15 protein-coding genes and 1 pseudogene are annotated in these 20,364 nt (G+C 56.6%); 8 read left to right on the top strand and 8 right to left on the bottom strand.

Features of this window, described 5'->3' with window-relative positions:
• Positions 1 to 26 precede the first annotated feature (26 nt).
• From VN12_RS12395 to VN12_RS12385, 3 genes are all read left to right on the top strand, one after another.
• Positions 27 to 869: an arginyltransferase gene (locus VN12_RS12395; protein ID WP_146677135.1), complete on the top strand. Its 843-nt coding sequence runs from the start codon at positions 27 to 29 to the stop codon at positions 867 to 869.
• 130 nt (positions 870 to 999) lie between these two features.
• Complete coding sequence (locus tag VN12_RS12390) at positions 1,000 to 1,890, top strand: serine/threonine protein kinase (protein ID WP_146677134.1); 891 nt, start codon at positions 1,000 to 1,002, stop codon at positions 1,888 to 1,890.
• On the top strand, positions 1,887 to 2,702 hold the full coding sequence (locus VN12_RS12385) for a class I SAM-dependent methyltransferase (protein WP_240491409.1): 816 nt from the start codon (positions 1,887 to 1,889) through the stop codon (positions 2,700 to 2,702). The genes VN12_RS12390 and VN12_RS12385 overlap by 4 nt, the downstream gene beginning before the upstream one ends.
• Positions 2,703 to 2,736: 34 nt before the next feature.
• On the opposite strand, the gene VN12_RS12380 is transcribed toward VN12_RS12385, so the two are convergent.
• Positions 2,737 to 3,729: a UbiA family prenyltransferase gene (locus VN12_RS12380; RefSeq protein ID WP_146677133.1), complete on the bottom strand. Its 993-nt coding sequence runs from the start codon at positions 3,727 to 3,729 to the stop codon at positions 2,737 to 2,739.
• A 3-nt stretch (positions 3,730 to 3,732) separates the two neighbouring features.
• Positions 3,733 to 4,914, bottom strand: a complete 1,182-nt coding sequence (locus VN12_RS12375) for a formylglycine-generating enzyme family protein (protein WP_146677132.1) — start codon at positions 4,912 to 4,914, stop codon at positions 3,733 to 3,735.
• Positions 4,915 to 5,131: 217 nt separating this feature from the next.
• Here VN12_RS12375 and VN12_RS12370 point away from each other — a divergent pair, with 217 nt between their 5' ends.
• The 3 genes from VN12_RS12370 to yidD all read left to right on the top strand — a co-directional run bounded on the left by VN12_RS12370 (position 5,132) and on the right by yidD (position 6,714).
• Positions 5,132 to 5,917: a stage 0 sporulation family protein gene (locus VN12_RS12370; protein WP_146677131.1), complete on the top strand. Its 786-nt coding sequence runs from the start codon at positions 5,132 to 5,134 to the stop codon at positions 5,915 to 5,917.
• Positions 5,918 to 5,967: 50 nt separating this feature from the next.
• The gene (locus VN12_RS12365) at positions 5,968 to 6,378 is read left to right on the top strand and encodes a Minf_1886 family protein (RefSeq protein ID WP_146677130.1); all 411 of its coding nucleotides are present in this window, start codon (positions 5,968 to 5,970) and stop codon (positions 6,376 to 6,378) included.
• 117 nt (positions 6,379 to 6,495) lie between these two features.
• On the top strand, positions 6,496 to 6,714 hold the full coding sequence (gene yidD, locus VN12_RS12360) for a membrane protein insertion efficiency factor YidD (protein ID WP_146677129.1): 219 nt from the start codon (positions 6,496 to 6,498) through the stop codon (positions 6,712 to 6,714).
• Between the two features lie 1,441 nt (positions 6,715 to 8,155).
• On the opposite strand, the pseudogene VN12_RS26815 reads toward yidD, so the two are convergent.
• The 6 genes and pseudogenes from VN12_RS26815 to VN12_RS12330 all read right to left on the bottom strand — a co-directional run.
• Positions 8,156 to 8,818 (bottom strand): annotated as a pseudogene (locus tag VN12_RS26815) (pseudouridine synthase); the annotation flags it as partial.
• Between the two features lie 328 nt (positions 8,819 to 9,146).
• Positions 9,147 to 9,590 (bottom strand): 3-hydroxyacyl-ACP dehydratase FabZ family protein, encoded by a 444-nt coding sequence (locus tag VN12_RS12350; protein ID WP_240491408.1) that lies wholly within the window; start codon positions 9,588 to 9,590, stop codon positions 9,147 to 9,149.
• A gap of 77 nt (positions 9,591 to 9,667) precedes the next feature.
• Positions 9,668 to 10,222 carry an HD domain-containing protein gene (locus VN12_RS12345; protein ID WP_146677127.1) on the bottom strand — a complete coding sequence of 185 codons (555 nt, stop codon included), beginning with the start codon at positions 10,220 to 10,222 and terminating at the stop codon, positions 9,668 to 9,670.
• Positions 10,223 to 10,376: 154 nt separating this feature from the next.
• Positions 10,377 to 11,006, bottom strand: coding sequence for a superoxide dismutase (locus VN12_RS12340; protein ID WP_146677126.1), 630 nt, complete (start codon positions 11,004 to 11,006; stop codon positions 10,377 to 10,379).
• A gap of 103 nt (positions 11,007 to 11,109) precedes the next feature.
• Positions 11,110 to 12,765, bottom strand: coding sequence for an L-aspartate oxidase (nadB, locus tag VN12_RS12335; RefSeq protein ID WP_146677125.1), 1,656 nt, complete (start codon positions 12,763 to 12,765; stop codon positions 11,110 to 11,112).
• A 125-nt stretch (positions 12,766 to 12,890) separates the two neighbouring features.
• The gene (locus tag VN12_RS12330; RefSeq protein ID WP_146677124.1) at positions 12,891 to 14,255 is read right to left on the bottom strand and encodes an anti-sigma factor family protein; all 1,365 of its coding nucleotides are present in this window, start codon (positions 14,253 to 14,255) and stop codon (positions 12,891 to 12,893) included.
• 428 nt (positions 14,256 to 14,683) lie between these two features.
• Between VN12_RS12330 and VN12_RS12325 the strand changes: the two genes are divergently transcribed.
• Positions 14,684 to 15,619: a LysR family transcriptional regulator gene (locus tag VN12_RS12325; RefSeq protein ID WP_256388132.1), complete on the top strand. Its 936-nt coding sequence runs from the start codon at positions 14,684 to 14,686 to the stop codon at positions 15,617 to 15,619.
• 109 nt (positions 15,620 to 15,728) lie between these two features.
• Positions 15,729 to 20,288 (top strand): glutamate synthase large subunit, encoded by a 4,560-nt coding sequence (gltB, locus tag VN12_RS12320; RefSeq protein WP_146677122.1) that lies wholly within the window; start codon positions 15,729 to 15,731, stop codon positions 20,286 to 20,288.
• Positions 20,289 to 20,364 lie beyond the last annotated feature (76 nt).

Below are 20,364 nucleotides of genomic sequence, written 5' to 3'. Positions count from 1 at the left end.
GGGGCTCGTCCGTTCGGAGGGGTGCCGTGCGAGCCGTGTCGTGCTTCGGGGCAATGGGCGGACCTGAAAACATGTGGGGAGAAAAAGGGATGGAATCATCGGACAGCTTGAACCGCCCGGCTCCTCCCTCTCTTTTGGATCGAGGGCCGGTTCCGAGCGATGTTCCGATCTCGTCGGTGATCGCCAACGTGCATCCGTGCTCCTACCTGCCAGATCGCCAAGCCAATTTGCCGCTCGTATTGCCCCGGCAGCGAGTGACGCCCGAACAACTGGATGCCCTGCTGGCGGCGGGAATGCGCCGAGCGGGTGTTTTTCTCTACCATGCAGCTTGCGCAGAATGCGCGGCCTGCGAACCGATTCGGGTCGATGTGAACCGATTCGAGTGGACAGACTCTTGGCGCCGTATCCGCAATCGGGGGGATAAATCGTTGGAGGTCGCTCTGACTCCGGCTAGTACGACTCCGGAAAAGTTAGCGCTCTTCAATCGGCACCGAAGAGAGAGGGATCTCGCGTCCGACGATAGCCCCTACGCGCTCGACGATTACGAAAGTTTCCTCGTGGAGAGTTGTTGCGAACATACCCTCGAGATGCAATTCCGATTGGACGGGAATTTGATTGCTATCTCGGTGATCGATTGTGGCAAGGATTCCGTCTCTGCCGTTTATACCTATTTTGATCCCGTGCATACCAAGCTTTCGCTCGGTACCTACGCCATCTTGAAACAAATCGAATTCTGCAAGCGTACGCAAAGACAGTTTGTCTACCTGGGGATGTACGTCGCAGCCAATCGCCATCTCAGTTACAAAGAGCGGTTTCGTCCCCAGCAGCGTTGGATCCGAGGCAAATGGATTGATATCCATTCAGATTGATAGGGAGGGAGCTATACTGGATTCGGCTCAGCGGATCGCATCGGTAGGCAGTGGACCGATGTTGGCCCTACCTGCTTTTCGTCTCCTCTTCCTTGCGCCTTCGCTTAACTCGTCATCTTGAACAATACCTATGGGATTCTTTGACAAGCTGTTTAAAAAGAACGAAGCAGCAGCATCGAATAAGCGAGTGGACGTTGGAGATCGCTTCGAAAGGATCCGGTCCGCCGTGTCGGGCACGATGAGCAATTTCTTTGTCGCGAAAGACCGCTACAACGAGAATCGCATCGTCGGTGTCAAGCTCTGCGATATTGACAAGGTCGAGTTTTTTGAAAGCCGCTTCAAGGGGTTGAACAAGCCGTCCGAGGGCCAGATCGGATCGCAGATGGTTCACCCAAACATTGCCAAGACGCTCGAGTACGGGTTTACGACCAAGGGCCAACCCTACATCGTGATGGAATACGTGGACGGTCCGGGCTTGCAAGTCCTAGTACTGGAGAAGATGGAGGAGTCGCTTCGAGGCAAACGGCTCAATCTTATGGTGCAAATGGCAGAGGCCCTCGACTACGTGCATAAAAAGGAATTCATCCACCGCGATATTTGCCCTCGCAATTACATCTGTTCGCACGATATCCAAACCGTCAAACTGATCGACTTCGGACTGACTCTTCCCGCCACGAAACCCTTCATGGTACCCGGTAATCGAACCGGCACTCCTCTTTACATGGCTCCCGAAATCGTGCGTCGAAGAGCCACTGACAAACGGGTCGATATTTTTTCCTTCGGTGTCACTTGCTACCAACTCATCACATTTGAGCTTCCCTGGAACACGACCGAAACTTCAGGCAAGGCGGCGTTGCAACACGACACGGCTCCTCCCACCGAAATCACCGAATGGAAACCGGACTTGGATAAAACATTGGCCAGTTGTGTCATGAACGCTATCAAGGCCAATGTGGAACAGCGGACACCCGATATGGAGACCATGCTACGCCAACTCCGCCAGGTGAAGAAGTCGCCGTGAGCCTTTCGTTCGACGAAACCAATCGACGCACCGAAGCGGAGTCGATTAACGCCGAAGCGTACAATCGTATGGCGCGCGCCGGACATGTCCTGGCTACCCCGGTACGGGATGAAGAGCTCGCCAATCCCTTGGCCGTCGTCGACGGAAGAGGTTGGCTAGGAGGATCGATTCATGGTTGGAATGTCCTGTGTCTCGCAGCAGGTGGCGGTCGTCATAGCGCGCTCTATGCGGCTGCGGGAGCCAAGGTCACCGTGGTCGATATCAGCGAAGGTATGTTGGAACTCGATCGAGTCGTATGCCATCGTCACCGCTTCGATGTCCGGCTGATCCAAGGTTCGATGGTGTCGATGCCGATGCTGCGCGATAACGAGTTCGATCTCGTCGTTCATCCGGTGAGCACTTGCTATGTGCAGAACATTCGCTCCGTCTTTCTTGAGGTAGCACGAGTCCTTCGCGGGGGAGGTCTCTACGTCTCTCAGCATAAGAGTCCGTTCAATTTGCAAACGTCGCTCTCCACCGATCGAGGACGCTACTGGATCGAAACCGAGGTAGAGGCCGTCGCGAAGAAACTGGAGCCGGGGCAAATCAGTTCGTTGCGCGAGTCCCACTCTCAAGAATACGCTCATTCGTTGGAGTCGATTCTGGGAGGGATCTGTCGCAGCGGGATGCTTATCGAGGATCTGTCGGAACCGGAGCATGCCAATCCATCGGCTGCACCCGATACGCCTAGCCATCGAGCTCGATTTGTTCCACCGTATATTCGTATTAAGGCGCGGAGGGCAAAGCCAAGCGGGCTGGTTTTAGGGCGCTAAGAAACATTGGTTTGAGCCCGGTTCCTTCGCAGGGCTAGGTCATTCGGAACCAGCGTCCCAGGGCGAAGGTGGGGATGGCGAGAAAGCAGACCAGCAGGCCGGCCGTGTTGCCAGCGAATTGGAGTGTGATCGCTGCATCCAAAAACAAGATCGTGAGGATCGCTTGTTTGATCGCAGCGACCAGCGAAGGCACCGTTCCCGCGCGCACCGAACGCACGGCTCTTAGAAACCAAGGTGCTGCGAGGAGCGCGATCAAAATCGGAAATCCGGTCGCTGGTTCCAACCTCAAAAAAGTTCTTGCATCGACCTGCAAGGGTGCGAGGGCGAGGATCGCGAGGCCGAGCACGCTCAGCGACCAACTGGCTGCCAAAAGTGGTTTGGATTGAAAGAGCTTCGCTTCCTTTCGAGCCGCCAACGTCAAGCCTACGACAAACAAACCGTGTCCGAGGGGGAGCATCCAGGCGGCGTGGCCGAGCGAAGAAAGGGCGGCGGATGTCGCCGGTACGACCGTGCATCCCAAAGCCATTCCTGTCATCAGATTGCAAGCCCGACAGAGGCCCATGATCCAAGGACCGATGAATGTGCTCTTGAGAGGGCTATCGTACAGCACGATGCAAATCGCCAGGAGAATCGAGCCGACCGCAGGGTAGAACCCGCGCCAAGGTTCCGAATGAAGGCTCTTCTCTTCGGTCCATCCGGTTGTTGCGAATCCTGATGCGGTCGCGAGGAGGACGCCACCAATTAGTAGTCCCCATCCTGCATGCCGCGCCGTACCCCAGGAGATCCGATCGTCGACCAAGGGGCCTTTCCGCCCCTCCTGTTTGTCCTTCGCGATGTCGTTGACATCGTTGAGGACCATTCCCGACCAATAGAGAGCGATCGAGGCGAGGGAGATCAGGAGCAATCGCGGCGCATCGGCAATATGCCATACGCCTGCGACAATCGAGAATCCCGCCAGCGCGTCGGCGCATGCGGTCAGGGTATTGGGAATGCGAACTAGCTGGGCCCAGTCGCGAAACCGAACCATGCGTTACTGCCTCTTCTGGAACTCAGGAATGAGTTCGGGTACGGGCAGACCAATGGCACCTCGCCCCTCTCGAAGCCGGAATTGAACGTCTTCGTCGATACCCTCATTGTCCGCGTCCCAGAACCGACCGATCACTTCCTTCGGCAGATCCTTGGCCGAGCGGACCAAACGCATGCCTACCATGCGAGCCGGGTCGCTGGTGTACCACCAAGGACTCAGCGGAACGTTCGGATCTTCGGATTTCCAGTCTTCATCGACCGAACCCAAGCGTGCGGCAGAACGGAGACGCTCGGCAGAATCTTCCCATCCACCCCCCCGCGCGGCTCGCGAGTCGGGCTGGGTTGGCCAACCGATGGAATCTTGCCAAGACAGCTTCTTGCCACCGCGATCGCCGTATCCATCGGGTGTGAATTGATCGATGGTCCACTCCCATACGTTGCCGTGCATATCGTGAAGGCCGAATGCGTTTGGTAATTTGGTGCCGACTTTGGATGCACCGTTCGATGCGTTATCGGTGAAGGTAGCGTATTTCTCCAGCTCCGTTGCGTCGTTTCCGAAAGAGTACGCGGTCTTCGAACCGGCGCGGGCGGCATACTCCCATTCCGCTTCGGTGGGGAGCCGGTATTGGACTTTGGTGATGCCGCTGAGCCATTTGGTGTATTGCTTCGCCGCGAATTGGGTCATGGTGACCGCCGGTTGGAGATTATCCTCTCCATGTTCGTACGTGTGGCTCGGGTCGTAGAGAGGGGTGGGGACCGTGACGGCATCCGCTTTGTTCGATTCGTCGACGAGCCGGATATTTTCGGCTCGAAGCCGCTTGAACAAATCGTAGTTCCGCATGAAGGTCTTGTATTCACCCCACGTCAGCTCGGTTTTGGCCATCCAAAACGGGGGAACTTGAACGGTGAATTGCGGGCCTTCGTCTTCCGTGCGACCTTCCTCCGCAGCGGGAGATCCTACGATCACTTCTCCGCCTGGGATCGGGATCATCTCAAACGAGATATTGGATCGCTCGATGGTATGGACGTAGGGAACCATGTAAACGCCCTCGAATTCGACAAAGGGCCCCGATGCCGGTTTCGTCTTGCTGATACCTAGCGAGGCATCGGCAGATGGCGTTTGGGCTTGAGTGACCGAACATGCCAAGGCGAAGGATGCAAACAGAGTTGCCGTCAGTTTATTCATGGATTTGCTTTTACTTTGGGGAAAGACTCGCTGCAACGAACCCTCTAGGGTAACTCGCGAGGGAGGAATGATCAACGACGAAGTGTTTCCCTGGCCGTTTCGTCTACACCCAGCCGGGATCGATTGGGTACAATCGGCCCCGTCCGAACCTTGTTCGTCTCCTCTCATTCTCCTTTTCCAGGTGTCCATGTCACGCTTTGTTGTTCGATGCGGTCGTATGAGAACGCTGTTCGTGATGAGCTCGAAGAGTGAGCATCCTCGCGGCAGAATGGTGATCGCGCGCACCAATCGAGGGCTGGAACGGGGCGAAGTCCTTTGCGAAGCAACCGAACGGGTGATCGCTCAGATGAAGGACCCACCATCGGGAAGCATCCAGCGGGACTCGACCGCTGCCGATGAAAACGAATACAGGCATTTGGAGAGCCGAATTGCCAAGGATTTCGAGCTTTGCAAACGGTTTATCCAAGAGATGAAACTCCCGATGACCCTCGTCGACGTCGAACGAATCTTCGGGGGGGAACAGATCATTATCTATTACACAGCCGAGGATCGAGTCGATTTTCGGGAGCTGGTCAAACGCCTTTCCGGCGAGTACCAAACGCGGATCGAAATGCGACAGATCGGGGCACGCGACGAGGCGAAGCTTCTTGCGGACTTCGGTGATTGTGGAAAACCGGTGTGCTGCAACACGCACCTGCACGGGATGCCCCCGGTTTCCATGCGCATGGCCAAACTGCAAAAAGCGACCCTCGACCCCAACAAAATTTCCGGCCGATGCGGCAGGCTCAAGTGCTGCTTGCGTTACGAAAACGATACCTACGAAGAGCTTGCAGCAGCTATTCCTCCGGCCGGCAGCGAAATCGTCACCCCGCACGGCCGCAGTCGGGTTCTCAATGTGGAGATTCTCAGTCAGCAGCTGTTGATTCAAACCGAAGACAATCGCCGTTTGCTGATTCCCGCCTCGGAGTGCTTGACCGTCCTGAAGCGCGGGCAAGAATTCTAATTGCGCCACCAGTCACTTTGGCCCGTATATGGAAGTTCAGGTTATGCATCGTGAATGAACAAGTCCTCGCGATCGTCGAATTGCTGCAAAAGGATCAACGCTATCACTTGGAGGCGTATCAATTCGTCCGCGAGGGGCTCGCCTATGCTCAGAAGGTGATGAAGCTCCCCGCGACCAAAGAGGAAGGGAGCGAGAATCCCCAGGACCATCATCTTACCGGGCAGCAGCTTTGTCAGGCTATCAAAGAATACGCGCTCGACCAATACGGTTTCATGGCCAAGACAGTCCTCAACAATTGGGGTGTCTTCTCCACGAGTGACTTCGGTGAGATCGTCTACAACTTGATCCGAATTCGGGAGATGAGAAAAAGCAAATCCGATCGGCGAGAGGACTTCGACGATCAATTCGACTTCGATGATGCGTTTCAGCCGAGGTTCGAAATTTCAAGCGATGCGAGCTAAGTCGATGAGCCGCACTCAACAAATGGTCGTGCTCGCGAGCGCATCGATCCTGCTCGTCGCTTGGATTGCTTACCTGCTATGGGTTTGCAGTCAGATTTGAAGTGGAGTGGTTCGCGCATGACACGTTGGCTTTCGATACTACTGATCGCAGCCGTGCGGTTCTACCAGCGAGGAATCAGTCCACTTCTGGGCCCCAATTGTCGCTTCACACCTACCTGCTCGCAGTACATGATTGAAGCGATCCAAAAGTACGGTGCGATCCGTGGTCTGATCAAAGGAACTCGACGGATCTGCCGTTGCCATCCCTTTCAGCCGGGAGGCTACGATCCACCGTGAGCGGCTAGCTTACCACCTTCCCTACCTTCCTCAGACGCTAGGTAAAGCATGAGTATCTTAGGAAGGGTTAGGAAGCGGAACCGGTTTACCTTGCGAAAGATACTCGGCGCCACGGATGCTCGGCGCCACGGATGCTCTGCATGGCGAAGTCTGCTTTTGACCTCGAAGGGATGGATGGATAGGAGCTCTATGGCCTGCGCTTTTTGGCGAACGGCTTGCCGCCGCCCGATCCGCCGAAGCGTTTGCCACCTGGCTTGCCCCCGGGGCGCCCTCCCCTAGCAGGTCCGCGAGAAGGTCTCCCCTCGCCGCTTGGACCTCGTGCGGGTCGGCCTTCACCGCCCGGACCTCGTGCAGGGCGTCCCTCGCCGCCTGGACCTCGCACCGGTCGGCCTTCACCGCTCGGACCTCGCACTGGGCGTCCTTCGCCACCCGGTCCCCGGGTTGGTCGCCCCTCTCCGCTTGGTCCGCGCGCTGGGCGGCCTGCGCCCCCTGGTCCTCGCCGAGTCCCGTACGGGGAACTGCCACCGGTTCGAGGTGGTCGGCGGCCAGTGCCGAAGCTGGGTCGATCTTCTCCTGATCCGAACTCGGGTCTGCTTGCTCCCCCAGCAGATCGAGACGTGTATGGGCTACCACTGGACCCACCACGGCTCGCTCCTCCAGGACCTCCTCTGCCGCGCGCTCCACGGCTGGGTCCTCCGGGGCCAGGTCTACGACGTCTGTCTCCAGGGCCATCGGCGGAACGGGATCGTTGGCCATAGCGTGGCGCACCTTGCCCTGCCGAGGCAGCGCCTCGTTGGTAGGGCGAATCTCCTTCGTCTGTAGCTCTTTCTCGAGGTGCTCGATCTCGCGAGGGACGATCGCCACGTCCTCGGGAGTTAGGTCGTGGATCGGACCCGTTGCGACCCCTTGGTCTCCTCGGGGGACGAGCCGCGTCTTCCGAGCCATCCTCGTCGGATTGGAGCATTTCCTCGAAACCTTCGTCGCCAAAATCCTCTAACGCTTCTTCGTCCTCGTACGAGAGGACGGCGCCTCGTTTGTTCGAATAGACTTCTGGAGCGTTGAAGTCGGTGACGAGAACGGCGTCATCCAGCCCTTCGTCTTCCGCGTCTTCATCGTCGGCGGTTCGGAACGGATTCTTCGACATGGGTGGGAGGGTGTCCAAGATGGAATCCACCTCGAATTCATCGTCGTCGTTCCAGTCTCCTCCATCCTCGTTGAAGACAGGTGGCCTCGATGGTTTCGCGGCACTTGGTTTGCCCGACCGAGGAGCCGAAGAAGCCAATTCGTTTTCCGTGTTTCGTTTTTTGCGTTCGCGGCGGTCTTGGTTGCGAGCCTTCTTGATTTCCTCGACGGCTTGGTAAAGGGCTGCGACTTCTTTGTCTTGCAAAGGTCGGTAGGCTCCCTCGGGCATATCGGCCAACTTGAGAGGGCCGATGGAAGTGCGACGCAGCACCACTACTTTGTGTCCGAGGCGAGCGAGAACGCGGCGGATTTCGCGATTCTTACCTTCGCTCAGCGTGATATCGATTTCGGTGCAACCCTTGCGCACTTTGCGGATGGTGGCGCCATCGACACGCGCGACCCCTTCGGCAAGATAGATGCCTCGTTGAAGCCTTCGCATGGCCTCCTTTTCGACTTGACCAGCTACCACTACGAAGTAGGTCTTGGGTACGCAATGTTTCGGATGAGCCAATCGCTGTGCGAGCTCTCCGTCGTTGGTGAGCAGGATCAAGCCGGTGCTCGATGCGTCCAATCGGCCCACGGGAAACAAACGCGCTTGGGCTGGAACCAAATCGATCACACGTGGGCGTCCCTCGGGATCGCTGTTGGTGCAGAGGACGCCCGCTGGTTTGTGGACGGCATAATAAACGGGGCGATGTCGTTTCAGGGGTTCGCCGTCTACCAGAATCTTTGCTTGGTCGGCATCGACTTTGACCCCGACCTGCGAGATGACTTTCCCGTCGATTTCAACGCGGCCTTCGGTGATCAATTCGTCGACTTGCCGACGAGACCCGAGCCCCGCTGCTGCGAGGAGTTTGTTGATGCGCTGCTCTCCGCTGAGAAACGACGGGGTTGCATCGGTAGTTCTTTTTGGCTTTGACATGATGATCCAATCCACTCCCCAAAGGAGCGATGCCAACGGACGAAACACTGTTCTCGCAACAGGGGGAACGCCAGCATAACGAATTCAAGAATAATCGATCGACGAGATAGCGATCGGCAGCGTCTCACGACGTTGCAGTGCGACTAAGAATAGTTCATGAAAAGTAAAAAGTGCAGGGCTAAAGCCGCATTTTCGATGGATGCGAGGGGTGCCAGGTCCGGGGGTTGCGAGGCGATGCTTGGCGTGCCGGTTGCGGAAGGTCCCAGGGGGAGCCGATCGTGGGGGGGTATGGGAGTGCTCAAGCGCATTCCGTGGACGGGCCGCGGAACTATCCGGGGGAAGCGACGCTGCAGGCGAAGTCCAATCGGGCGGCTAGCTTCCCTTCGACAGTCACTTTTCCGGTCATGAAGTAAGCGGTGGAAACGATGTCGATGAGGGTGATCTCGATATCGACGGTTTCACCGGGCCGCACCATCCGTTTGAACTTGGCTCCGTCGATGCGGGTCGCCACAGGAACCACTGAGCCGTCTTGGGGGGTGAACTGGCTGAGCAGGATCGCACCGCTTTGCAAGCATGCCTCGCAGAGGATAACCCCGGGGACCAACGGGTAATTGGGGAAGTGGCCTTGAAGAAAGAACTCGTCCGATTGAAAGGTCTTGCGACAATGGATGGTTTTTTCGGTTTGCTCTACGACTTCGTCGACCAGCAGCATCGGTTTGCGGTGCGGAATCTTTTGTTGGATTTGCTCCAGGTTCATCGCGGTGGTTGTCATGGCGAAAGTCTATCGTGGATTGGGAGGAAGCGATCGGTGGTACGGATTTTTGGGGATCGATAGGTCGCTAATCGGAGTTAGCGATCGAAGAGTTGGTCTTGGATTCCTTGCAGTGCCTCGATGCAGACGGCGATATGTTCATCCAGATCGACGCCGAGCTCTTGGGCGCCTCGCTGAATATCATCGCGGTTGACGGCTGCGGCGAAACTGAGGTTTTTCAACTTCTTTCGAACGCTCTTCGATTCGAGACCTTCGAGCTTGTCCGGTCGTACGAGGGCGCAAGCGACGAGGAAGCCGCACAGCTCATCGCACGCGTACAGGACGCGATCGACCAAGTGCACTCGGGGATAGGCAGGCAAGTAGTCCGCGTGCGAAAGGATCGCATAAATGACTTCTTCGGGGTAGCCAAGCTCGCGAAGGATCTTGCTCCCCTCGACAGGGTGTGAGGGGGGATCCGGCCATCGTTCGTAGTCGAAGTCATGCAAAAGGCCCACGATTCCCCATTCCGACTCATCCTCATTCATTCTCTTTGCATACGTGCGCATCGCCGCCTCGACGGCGAGCATGTGGCGGCGCAGGGAAATGTTCTGCACGTACTGGTGCATCAGTGCCAAGGCAGACTCTCGATCCATAGGCAGTCGGACTATCCTCTGAGGGAAGGGTTAGGGGCGGATTGGGATAACGGATCACGATAAAACAAATCGGGACAAAATAAAACGGGCGAAGAGAATTCCCTTCGCCCGTCTATGATATCTCGGTGTCTAGCGGTCCGGTTTCCGATTCCGACTAGGCCTTCTTGGCTGCATCGTATCGCTTGCCGACTTCGTTCCAATTGACGACGTTCCAGAAGGCTGCGATGTAGTCAGGGCGTCGGTTTTGGTACTTGAGGTAGTAGGCATGCTCCCACACATCGAGACCGAGGATAGGCGTTCCTTCGATGCCCGCGACTGCATTGCCCATCAGAGGGCTGTCTTGGTTGGCGGTGGAACCGATTTCCAACTTTCCGTTGTTGAGGACCAACCAAGCCCAGCCGCTGCCGAACCGGGTTGCGCCCGCGGCGGCAAACTTTTCCTTGAACGCGTCGAAGCTACCGAACGTGGCTTCGATGTCGGCGAGCAAGGCCCCGCTGGGTTTGCCACCGGCGTTCCAGCCGATGATCTGCCAGAAGAAGGTGTGGTTGACGTGTCCGCCGCCGTTATTGCGAACTGCGGTTCGTTTGTCCTCGGGAACCGCGCTGAGGTCTTTGATCAAGTCTTCTGCGGACTTTGCTTCGAGCGGTGTTCCCTCAATCGCCTTGTTGAGGTTGGTGATGTAAGCCTGATGGTGTTTGCCATGGTGGATTTCCATCGTCATCGCATCGATGTGCGGTTCCATGGCGTTTGAGGCGTAAGGAAGAGGTGGCAATGTATGGGCCATGTTGGAGACTCCGCAATGAGTTAGTGGTTACGTTGAATTGCAATCCAGTGATGGCGCATTCTATCAAAAACCTAGAAAATGACACCCGCCCCTACCGGAACCCTCAGGGCTCGCGTCGCGCGATGGTCAAATGTTTCCGCCAATGGGTGTTGTCCATATGCGGGTAATCGCTTCGAAAATGAACCCCTCGCGACTCCTGTCGAGCTTGCGCAGCAATCGCCATCTGCAAACTGACGGTCAAGATGTTTTGGAGCTCCCAACCTTCGACACTAGCCAAATCGTTCGAGAGCACATAGCTGCAATATTGCTGCAATGCGCTGATCGTTTCGGTGAGTTGGGATTCGCGCCGGCGGACGCCCACATTGCGCCACATGACCGAACGGACCGCGTTTCGAATATCGCCCAGATCAAAGGTCCCGTCGAACCGGCTTTGTCCGAGAGACTCCACGGGGAGCACTCGAAGCTCGCTTGAATGATTCTCTTTTGCGCCCTGCGACGCATTCCGCCCCGCGATCGCGCCGTATACCAGCCCCTCGAGGAGGCTGTTGGAAGCAAGGCGATTGGCGCCATGCAATCCACTGCTGGTGACTTCCCCGGCTGCCCACAGTCCCGGGAGGGATGTTCGCGCCTGCGTATCGACTTCGCATCCCCCAATCATGTAATGGGCACCCGGTCTCACCGGGATCGCGTCGACGGCGATGTCCAATCCAAACCCTTCGCAGACCTTGGCGATCCCCGGGAATCGCGCCCGAACATGCCGGGGATCAAGGTGTTTCATGGTGAGGTAGACGCACGAAGATTGTGTTTTTTCCATCTGACTCACAATCGCTTGGCTTACGACATCGCGGGGGGCTAATTCCAAGCGTGGATCGTAATCCCCCATGAAACGGTATCCCTGCGAATCGATCAAGTACGCGCCGTCGCCTCGGATCGCTTCGGTGATCAAAGTGCGCGAGCTTCCTGCGATATAAAGAACGGTGGGGTGAAACTGCATGAACTCCATGTCTCGCATGACCGCCCCGGCCCGAAAGGCGAGGGCGTGACCATCCCCAGTCGCAACGCGAGGATTGGTCGACTCTCGGAACACTTGGCCGCACCCTCCGGTGCAGAGAACGGTTTCTTTTGCCCAGATGAGAAAGGGCTTGCCACCTCGCGTGGACGCGACCGCCCCATGACAGCGACCTTCGTAGGTGAGCAAATCGATGGTGAAGGTCTCTTCGCAAATCTCCGTGTTTGGCCGTTCCTGGGTGTGAGCGATCATGGCTCGCATGATTTCTTTGCCCGTCGCATCCCCGAGCGCGTGGAGGATTCGCTGGTGGGAGTGCCCTCCCTCGCGTCCTAAAACGATTTGCCCGTCGTGCTGGTCAAACCGAGTTCCCCATCGAATCAATTCGGCCACGCGATCCGGCGCTTCTCGAACGACGGTCTCGACAACCTGCGGTTCGCATAAATCGCCGCCCGCTATCAATGTGTCTTGTACGTGGTTATCGAAGCGATCTTCGGGATCCCATACGCTGGCGATTCCGCCTTGTGCGTAAGTGCTGTTGGATTCCTCCAGCTTGTCTTTGGTGAGGATGAGAGTTCGAAGATCGGGATCGATTTCGTGAGCTGCCCGCAGGCCGGCCAATCCTCCTCCAATGATGAGGACGTCGGTAAAGAAGTGACCGCATCGCTTGGGGTCGAGATGGGTGAGGTAGCGATTGGTCCAACGATCCCAAGGCTGTAGGAGGGGGACATTGGGAATGGAGCTAGCGAGCATAGAGAGCCTGTTGGGAGGGAAAGAGTCGCCCAACTATAGTACTCGGTACAGCCTGGGTCCGCTGCTGGGGCTCGGTTTCCTCGCGATCCCACCCCCCAACGCGATCCACCAGCGCGATCCGATACCTATTCCGCGTCTCGAACGATCAACAGCAAATGGGAGATGGGATTTAAATCCAATTTTGGCAGTGCAGCCTGTGAGCGGAACTCTTCGCGTCGCTTGTCCGACAGCGGTGCAGAACGCTTAGCGCCAGGAGCGAAACGGGAAACGAGGCCATCGGGAGTCTCTGCAGCAAGCCTTCTTGCGACCCCTCTGTTGGCAGCGACTTGGATGCCGTCGAGTTGATCGATCAATGCTTTCGCGGAATCATCCATGGCGATATTGAGTCCGAACTCCGGGAAATCCTTGTACTGAGAACATATGTCATCCAGAGCGCTCGACAAGCTCTTGGCGTAGCCCTTGAGGAAATAGACTCCAGCACCGTTTTGGCTTACCGAACCTGCCATACCCGTTGATAGAAGCGCGGCGAGCTGCTCGGGAGAGAGTGCAAGATCCTCCACCGAGGCGATTCCATGTTCGTTCAAGATCCGGTTCAACGCGTTGTTCTCGCGAGCCACGCGGTCTATCGAAACCGATACCACCATCAACATAAAAGGAGCCTTGCTCGCATCGCTCGACGAAGACGAGGTCTGCGACTCTTTGTTCGCTCCTGCGCTGGCCATCGAAGAGGTGTCGATCCGCGGCGATTGGTTTTGGGTGGCGAGCTGACTATCGATCTTCACCCTCTCGGCGTCCTCCACCTTCACCTTCTCTGATGCAGGTGTCGCCGATGATTCCGCCATCTGCAGATCGGTGCGGTTGGGCAGCGAGGAGCTGTCGCGAGGAGCGGAAATCTCGCTATCTATGGGAACGGCCGGAACGGGGACGGTCGGAGACCCAGAATTGGTGGCGACTGCGTTCGCTGGAACGTCAAGGACTGCTGGCCCTACGGGAGTGTCGAGGGGCGCGGACGGTTGGTTTGGATCAACGCGATCGCTGAACGGTGGAAGATCGGCAATCGGATGCGGCTCCGGCCTAGGGAGCGTGAGGAAGGCAAACAAGGCGATAGCGCAAGCCGAAACGAGGGCCCCGAGCGGGATCCACATGCGTTGACGATACGAAAGCTCTGATTTGACCCTCGCCCCTGCGCCGATCCCGTGCGCATCGACGGAATCGTGGGATAAAGGAATCCAATGCGGCGCGTCCAAGTCCATGGAGGCGGCCCGCTGTTGGGCAGCAGCTACGACCTGCGAAGCAAAAGACTTGGATAATCTACCGGTCGGACGCCCCCGCAACAGAGACGACCGCATCGCGGTGAGTTCTTCGAGACGGTCATGCAGCGACGGATCCTCGCGCATCGCTTGCTCGATCCGACGCGCATCGGCGCCAGACAACTCCCCATCCAGCATGCCGCTGAGCAGTTCGTGGTTGTCTGGAGGTTGAGGATTCATGATTTCACCAAGGAGATTGAGTAGTTCAACTCCTCCGAGTGTGCACAGCCGGAAAAAGTTCCCACACGGCCAAAATAGAATAGCAGGGCGATGAAGAAAATGGGAATTTTCGTGAGTACGGACCGAAGCGTAAACCGGGATTTGCACCCACTTGTCCGTTCGAACGCAAAAGTTAAAGGGGCCGAAATTCCCCTGGCCTGGCTGTAACGAAAGGAAACAGTTCCATTTCGCGCTGAAGCTGATAGTTGGCTCATTGTTATTTGTAAATCTAATACCATTTGTCGAGAGTAAAAGTTCTTAATTTTAATTCTTGACGGTCATGCGTGATGGCGATAAACTCCGATCGTGGTTGTTAATAGAGGAGTTTTGCCATTAACAAAAATAATAGAAGAGCCGCTAGCACGCATGGGGCAGTCCACATTCGCTCCTTGAAAGTGTTTTACGACGTGGTGCGTAAGCGTAGCTTCTCACACGCCGCGGTCGAACATGGGATGACGCAGAGCGCTGCGAGTCAAAGCGTTCAGCATTTGGAGGACTTTTTATCCGTGCGGTTGATCGACCGCTCCAAGCGACCTTTTGTATTAACGGCCGAGGGGCAGAAGTTCTACGACGGACTTGCCGGCGTGCTTCGCCAGTTCGATGCCTTGGTGGACGAAGTCCGTTTGGGAGGAAGCGATTCGGGCGAAGTGACGGGGCACGTCGTGGTCGCGTCGATTTATTCGATGGGATTGAGCTATCTCCCGGTTTTGGAGGAGCGATTCGAGAAGGCGTTTCCCTCCGCGACGTTCGCCTACCAATTGGCTCACCCGCACGAGGTTTATCGGATGGTCGAGCAGGGAACGGTTGACTTTGGGATGGTGAGTTATCCCGATGTCAATCATGCGACGTTGCAAACGACGTTGTGGCGCCATGAGCCGATGGTATTGGTCGCGTCACCTCGTCACCGATTGGCGTCGATGGGGAAGATTTCCCCGCAGGCGCTCTCTCAGGTTGGCTTGGTCGCCTTTGCGAGCAACCTGCGTATCCGTCAAGAGATCGACAAAGAGCTTCGGGCTCTCGGCGTGACGATGCGCGTGGTGGTTGAATTGGATAATATCGATTCGGTAAAGCATGCCGCTATTGTGAACAGCGGTGTTGCATTTCTACCGAAACTTACGGTTGCCAGCGAGCTTGCTGCAGGGTCGCTGACGATGATCGAATGCGAGGGGCTCGAACTGACTCGACCGCTTGGAATTATCCAGCGACGGGATGTGTCGATGAGTCGAGCGGCCCGCAATTTCATGGACTTGGTCATGAAGAATCGGGTGTGGGATCAGGATGATTCAACCGATGTAACGGCGGATGCTCGGGCGCAAGCTTCTTGATTCATGCGTCGGGCGAACTCGCAATGAACCGCCACCCCTTATCACTGCTCTCCTTGGATGGCGGTGACTCACCTCGAACCACTCTTTCCACTAGATAGGCACACGACACATGAACGCACCTTTTGGCTTCCCAGAAAAGAATGGTCTCTACGATCCTGAACTCGAGAAGGATTCATGTGGTGTCGGCTTTGTCGCGCACATCAAGGGCCAACCGAGCCACCAAATCGTCGTCGATGCGGACACCATCCTGAAAAACATGGATCACCGCGGGGCGTGCGGATGCGAAGCCAACACAGGGGACGGTGCCGGGATTCTGGTCGGTATGCCGGACAAGTTCGTGCGACGAATTGCAAAGGAAGAATTCGATGTCGAGCTTCCACAGGTCGGTTTCTACTCGGTCGGGAATATCTTCTTCCCCAAGGACGAAACAGAACGCGAGCACTGCCGCAAAGTATTCAACGAACTGATCGCAGCCGAAGGGCAGACGCTGCTCGGATGGCGCGAAGTTCCCCAAGCCACTGACTTTGCCGATATCGGACCAACGGCACGATTGGCCGAACCGAAGATTGAGCAGGTTTACATCGCGGCTGCAAAGGGTCTGTCCAACCTCGAATTCGAGCGCAAGCTTTACTTGATTCGCAAGCAGGCGAGCCACAAGTTGCGAGGGGATTCGAATCTGAAGCAGGCGACTCTGTTCTATGTTTCCTCCCTTTCGACTCGAACACTGATCTACAAGGGAATGCTCACTCCCGCGCAGGTCGTTCCCTATTATTTGGACCTGTCGGATCCCGATTTCGAAACGCACCTCGCGATGGTCCACTCGCGATTTTCCACCAACACATTCCCAAGCTGGGATCGTGCTCAACCGCTTCGCTTTATGAGCCATAACGGTGAGATCAACACGTTGCGTGGGAATATCAACTGGATGCGAGCGCGCGAGGGGAACGCAGCGAGCGAGTTGTTTGGCGACGAGTTGAAGAAGCTTTTTCCCGTCGTCGAGCCCCACTGCAGCGACTCGGGGACCTTCGACAACGTGCTGGAGTTCTTGCTCCTGAACGGCCGAACGTTGCAGGAAGCGATGATGATGATGGTCCCTGAGGCTTGGCAAAAGCACGAGACCATGTCGCCCGAGAAGCGAGCGATGTACGAGTTCTTTAGCTGCATGATGGAGCCCTGGGATGGCCCTGCGTCGATCGTCTTCACCGACGGTCAAACCATCGGTGCCACACTGGACCGAAACGGGCTGCGTCCGAGCCGGTACTACTTGACTACCGATGATCGGGTCATCATGGCGAGCGAAGTCGGTGTCCTCCCTGTCGAGCCATCGATCGTCAAGGAAAAAGGACGTCTCCAGCCCGGCCGTATGTTCCTGATCAATTTCGAAGAGGGACGTCTGGTTCCGGACAAGGAACTCAAGGAGAAGTTTGCCAAGTCCGAGCCTTACAAGGATTGGTTGCAAGAGAAGCGTATCACCCTGGGTGACTTGTCCGCCGACAAAGAGCCCCATGGCTTCTACCCCGAGTCCTTGCTCCCTCGCATGCAGGCCTTCGGTTATACGATCGAGACGATGCAGTTCATGCTGCTGCCGATGATTCAGAATCAAGTCGATCCGATCGGTTCGATGGGGAACGACTCCGCGCTCGCATGCTTGAGCGACCAACCGCGTTTGGTCTATGACTATTTCAAGCAGCTCTTTGCTCAGGTGACCAACCCTGCGATCGATTCGATTCGCGAGGATGTCATCATGTCCCTCGAGTGCTACGTCGGCCCCGAAGAGAATTTGCTCGATGCGACTCCGGCCCACTGCGAACGGTTGCTGATCCCTCATCCGATTCTCACCAACGAAGAGTTGGCTGCGATCCAGCACATGACCCATCGCGGTTGGAAAACCAAGACGATCGACATCACCTACGATCGAGCTCGAGGCAAGGCAGGACTTCTCGAGACGTTGGATCGGATCTGCTCGGAAGCGGAGAAGGCAATCGACGAGGGCTTCACGATGGTCGTTCTCAGCGATCGATCCATCGGAGAGCATCGCGTGGCCATCAGTAGCTTGCTCGCATGCGGCTCGGTCCACCACCACTTGGTTCGCGCCGCGAAGCGGACTCGAATCGGTATTGTGCTGGAAACGGGAGAAGCGAGAGAGGTCCATCATCATTGCTTGCTCGTCGGATACGGCGCCGATGCGATCAATCCGTACCTGGCGTTCGAGTCCTTATGGCAAGCAAGCCGCGATGGGTTGCTTCAAGGGATGGATGACGACAAGATCGTCGCGATGTATCGCAAGGCGGTTGCAAAGGGCATGCTCAAGGTGATGGCCAAGATGGGCATCAGTACCTTGGCCAGCTACAAAGGAGCTCAGATTTTCGAAGCCCTCGGCTTGCAAGACGAAGTCATCGGGCGTTGCTTTGCGGGAACCAATAGCCGGATCCAAGGCTGCTCGTTCGATGTCTTGGCCGAAGAGACGATGAGACGCCACGCGTTGGCTTACCCAGAGAGCAAATCCGACGCATTGCCCATGCTGGCCAACGTCGGTGAATTCCACTGGAGAGCCGAAGGGGAGCGACACGGCTGGGATCCTGCGGCGATTTCGGATATCCAAGTCGCAGCGCGAGCGGGTGACAAGAATGCTTACCGGCGCTTCGCCGATCACATCAACAAAGATGCGAAGATGCGATACGCACTGCGAGGTCTCATCGAGTTCAATGCCGGAGCCGGAACCGGACCCATTCCCATCGAGGAAGTAGAGCCTGCGAAGGAAATCGTGAAACGATTCTGCACCGGCGCGATGAGTCTCGGGTCGATCAGTTCCGAAGCACACGAAACCCTTGCGATCGCCATGAACCGATTGGGTGGCAAGAGCAACACGGGTGAAGGGGGTGAAGATCCCGTCCGATTCCAGCCCCTTCCTAACGGAGACAGCAAGCGTTCGGCTATCAAGCAAGTCGCTTCGGGGCGGTTTGGTGTTACGATTGAATACCTGACCAACGCCGACGAGATTCAGATCAAGATTTCGCAAGGTGCGAAGCCGGGTGAAGGGGGAGAGCTCCCAGGCAAAAAGGTCGATAACTACATCGCCCGCATTCGCTACAGCACCCCGGGCGTGGGATTGATCAGCCCCCCACCCCACCACGATATCTACTCGATCGAGGACTTGGCTCAGCTTATTCACGACTTGAAGAATAGCAACCGTGCAGCCCGCGTGAGCGTGAAGCTGGTGAGCGAAGTCGGCGTCGGAGTGGTCGCGTCGGGGGTTGCTAAAGCGCACGCGGATCACATTTTGATTTCCGGTGATACGGGGGGAACGGGCGCATCTCCGTTGACGAGTATCAAGCACGCGGGGCTTCCATGGGAGCTCGGAATCGCTGAAACGCATCAAACGCTTGTGCTGAACAATTTGCGAAGTCGCGTGACGCTGCAGACAGACGGCGGACTGAAAACGGGCCGCGATGTTATCATCGCAGCGTTGCTCGGAGCCGAAGAGTTTGGATTTGCTACGGCACCGCTCATCACCCTCGGGTGCATCATGATGCGCAAGTGCCATTTGAACACTTGCCCGGTTGGAATTGCGACCCAGGATCCTGAGTTACGAGCCAAGTTCGCGGGCAAGCCGGAGCATGTCGTGAACTATTTGTTCATGGTGGCCGAAGATGCTCGCGAGATTATGGCGTCGCTCGGGTTCCGAAGAATTGATGAAATGATTGGCCGAACCGAGTTCTTGCGAGTCGATGCCGCGATCAAGCATTGGAAGGCGGACGGATTGGATTTGACGCCTATCTTGGCACCTGCCAAGAAACCGAGCGAGGATGTCCAAGTTCGTTGCGTGGACAAGCAGGATCATGGTTTGGAGAAGTCGCTCGACTTGACCCAGATCTTGCCACGCTGCCGCGAAGCCATTGAGAAGGTCAAACCGGTTCGATTTGAGTTGCCGATCATCAACATCAACCGAACGGTCGGGACGATCTTGAGCAACGAGATTGCCAAGGTGCATGGCCAAAAGGGATTGCCAACCGATACGATCCGTATTCGCTTCCGAGGGGCAGCAGGTCAGAGCTTCGGTGCGTTCTTGGCCCATGGCGTGACGTTGGAACTCGAAGGCGATGCCAACGACTATGTCGGTAAAGGGCTTTCCGGTGGTCGGATCATTCTCTACCCCGATCGAGCTGTTTCCTTCAAGCCGGAAGAGAACATCATTGTTGGAAACGTGTGCCTTTATGGTGCGACCAGCGGTGAAATCTTTATCCGTGGGCGAGCGGCAGAACGATTTGCTGTTCGAAACTCCGGATGCAAGGCCGTGATTGAAGGGGTCGGCGACCATGGTTGCGAATACATGACCGGAGGGCGCGTGGCGATTCTCGGGCCGACCGGTCGCAACTTTGCAGCGGGGATGAGCGGAGGGATCGCTTACGTTCTCGCCGATATGGAAGCATTCCGTATTCAATGCAATCTGGGAACCGTTGAGTTGGAGACCCTCGAAGAGGATGAAGACATCGCGGAACTTCATGCGATGATCTCCAAGCATGCGGAGCTTACCCGCTCGACGGTAGCCGCAGCGTTGCTAAGCGATTGGTCCAGTAGCATTCGCCGATTCGTCAAGGTGATGCCAACTGATTACAAACGAGTCTTGAACGAAATGAAACAAAGCAAACGAGAGATGGCGAAGGCCTAGTTCGGTGCACCGTTTAGTTCGATGAATCGAGGCGAGGCTCGTTTGATGCGAGCCTTGCCGATCCCAACACGAAGAC

The sequence above is a fragment of the Pirellula sp. SH-Sr6A genome (assembly GCF_001610875.1).
Classification (GTDB): domain Bacteria; phylum Planctomycetota; class Planctomycetia; order Pirellulales; family Pirellulaceae; genus JBKCUI01.
This window is presented reverse-complemented; position numbering and strand designations above follow the sequence as displayed.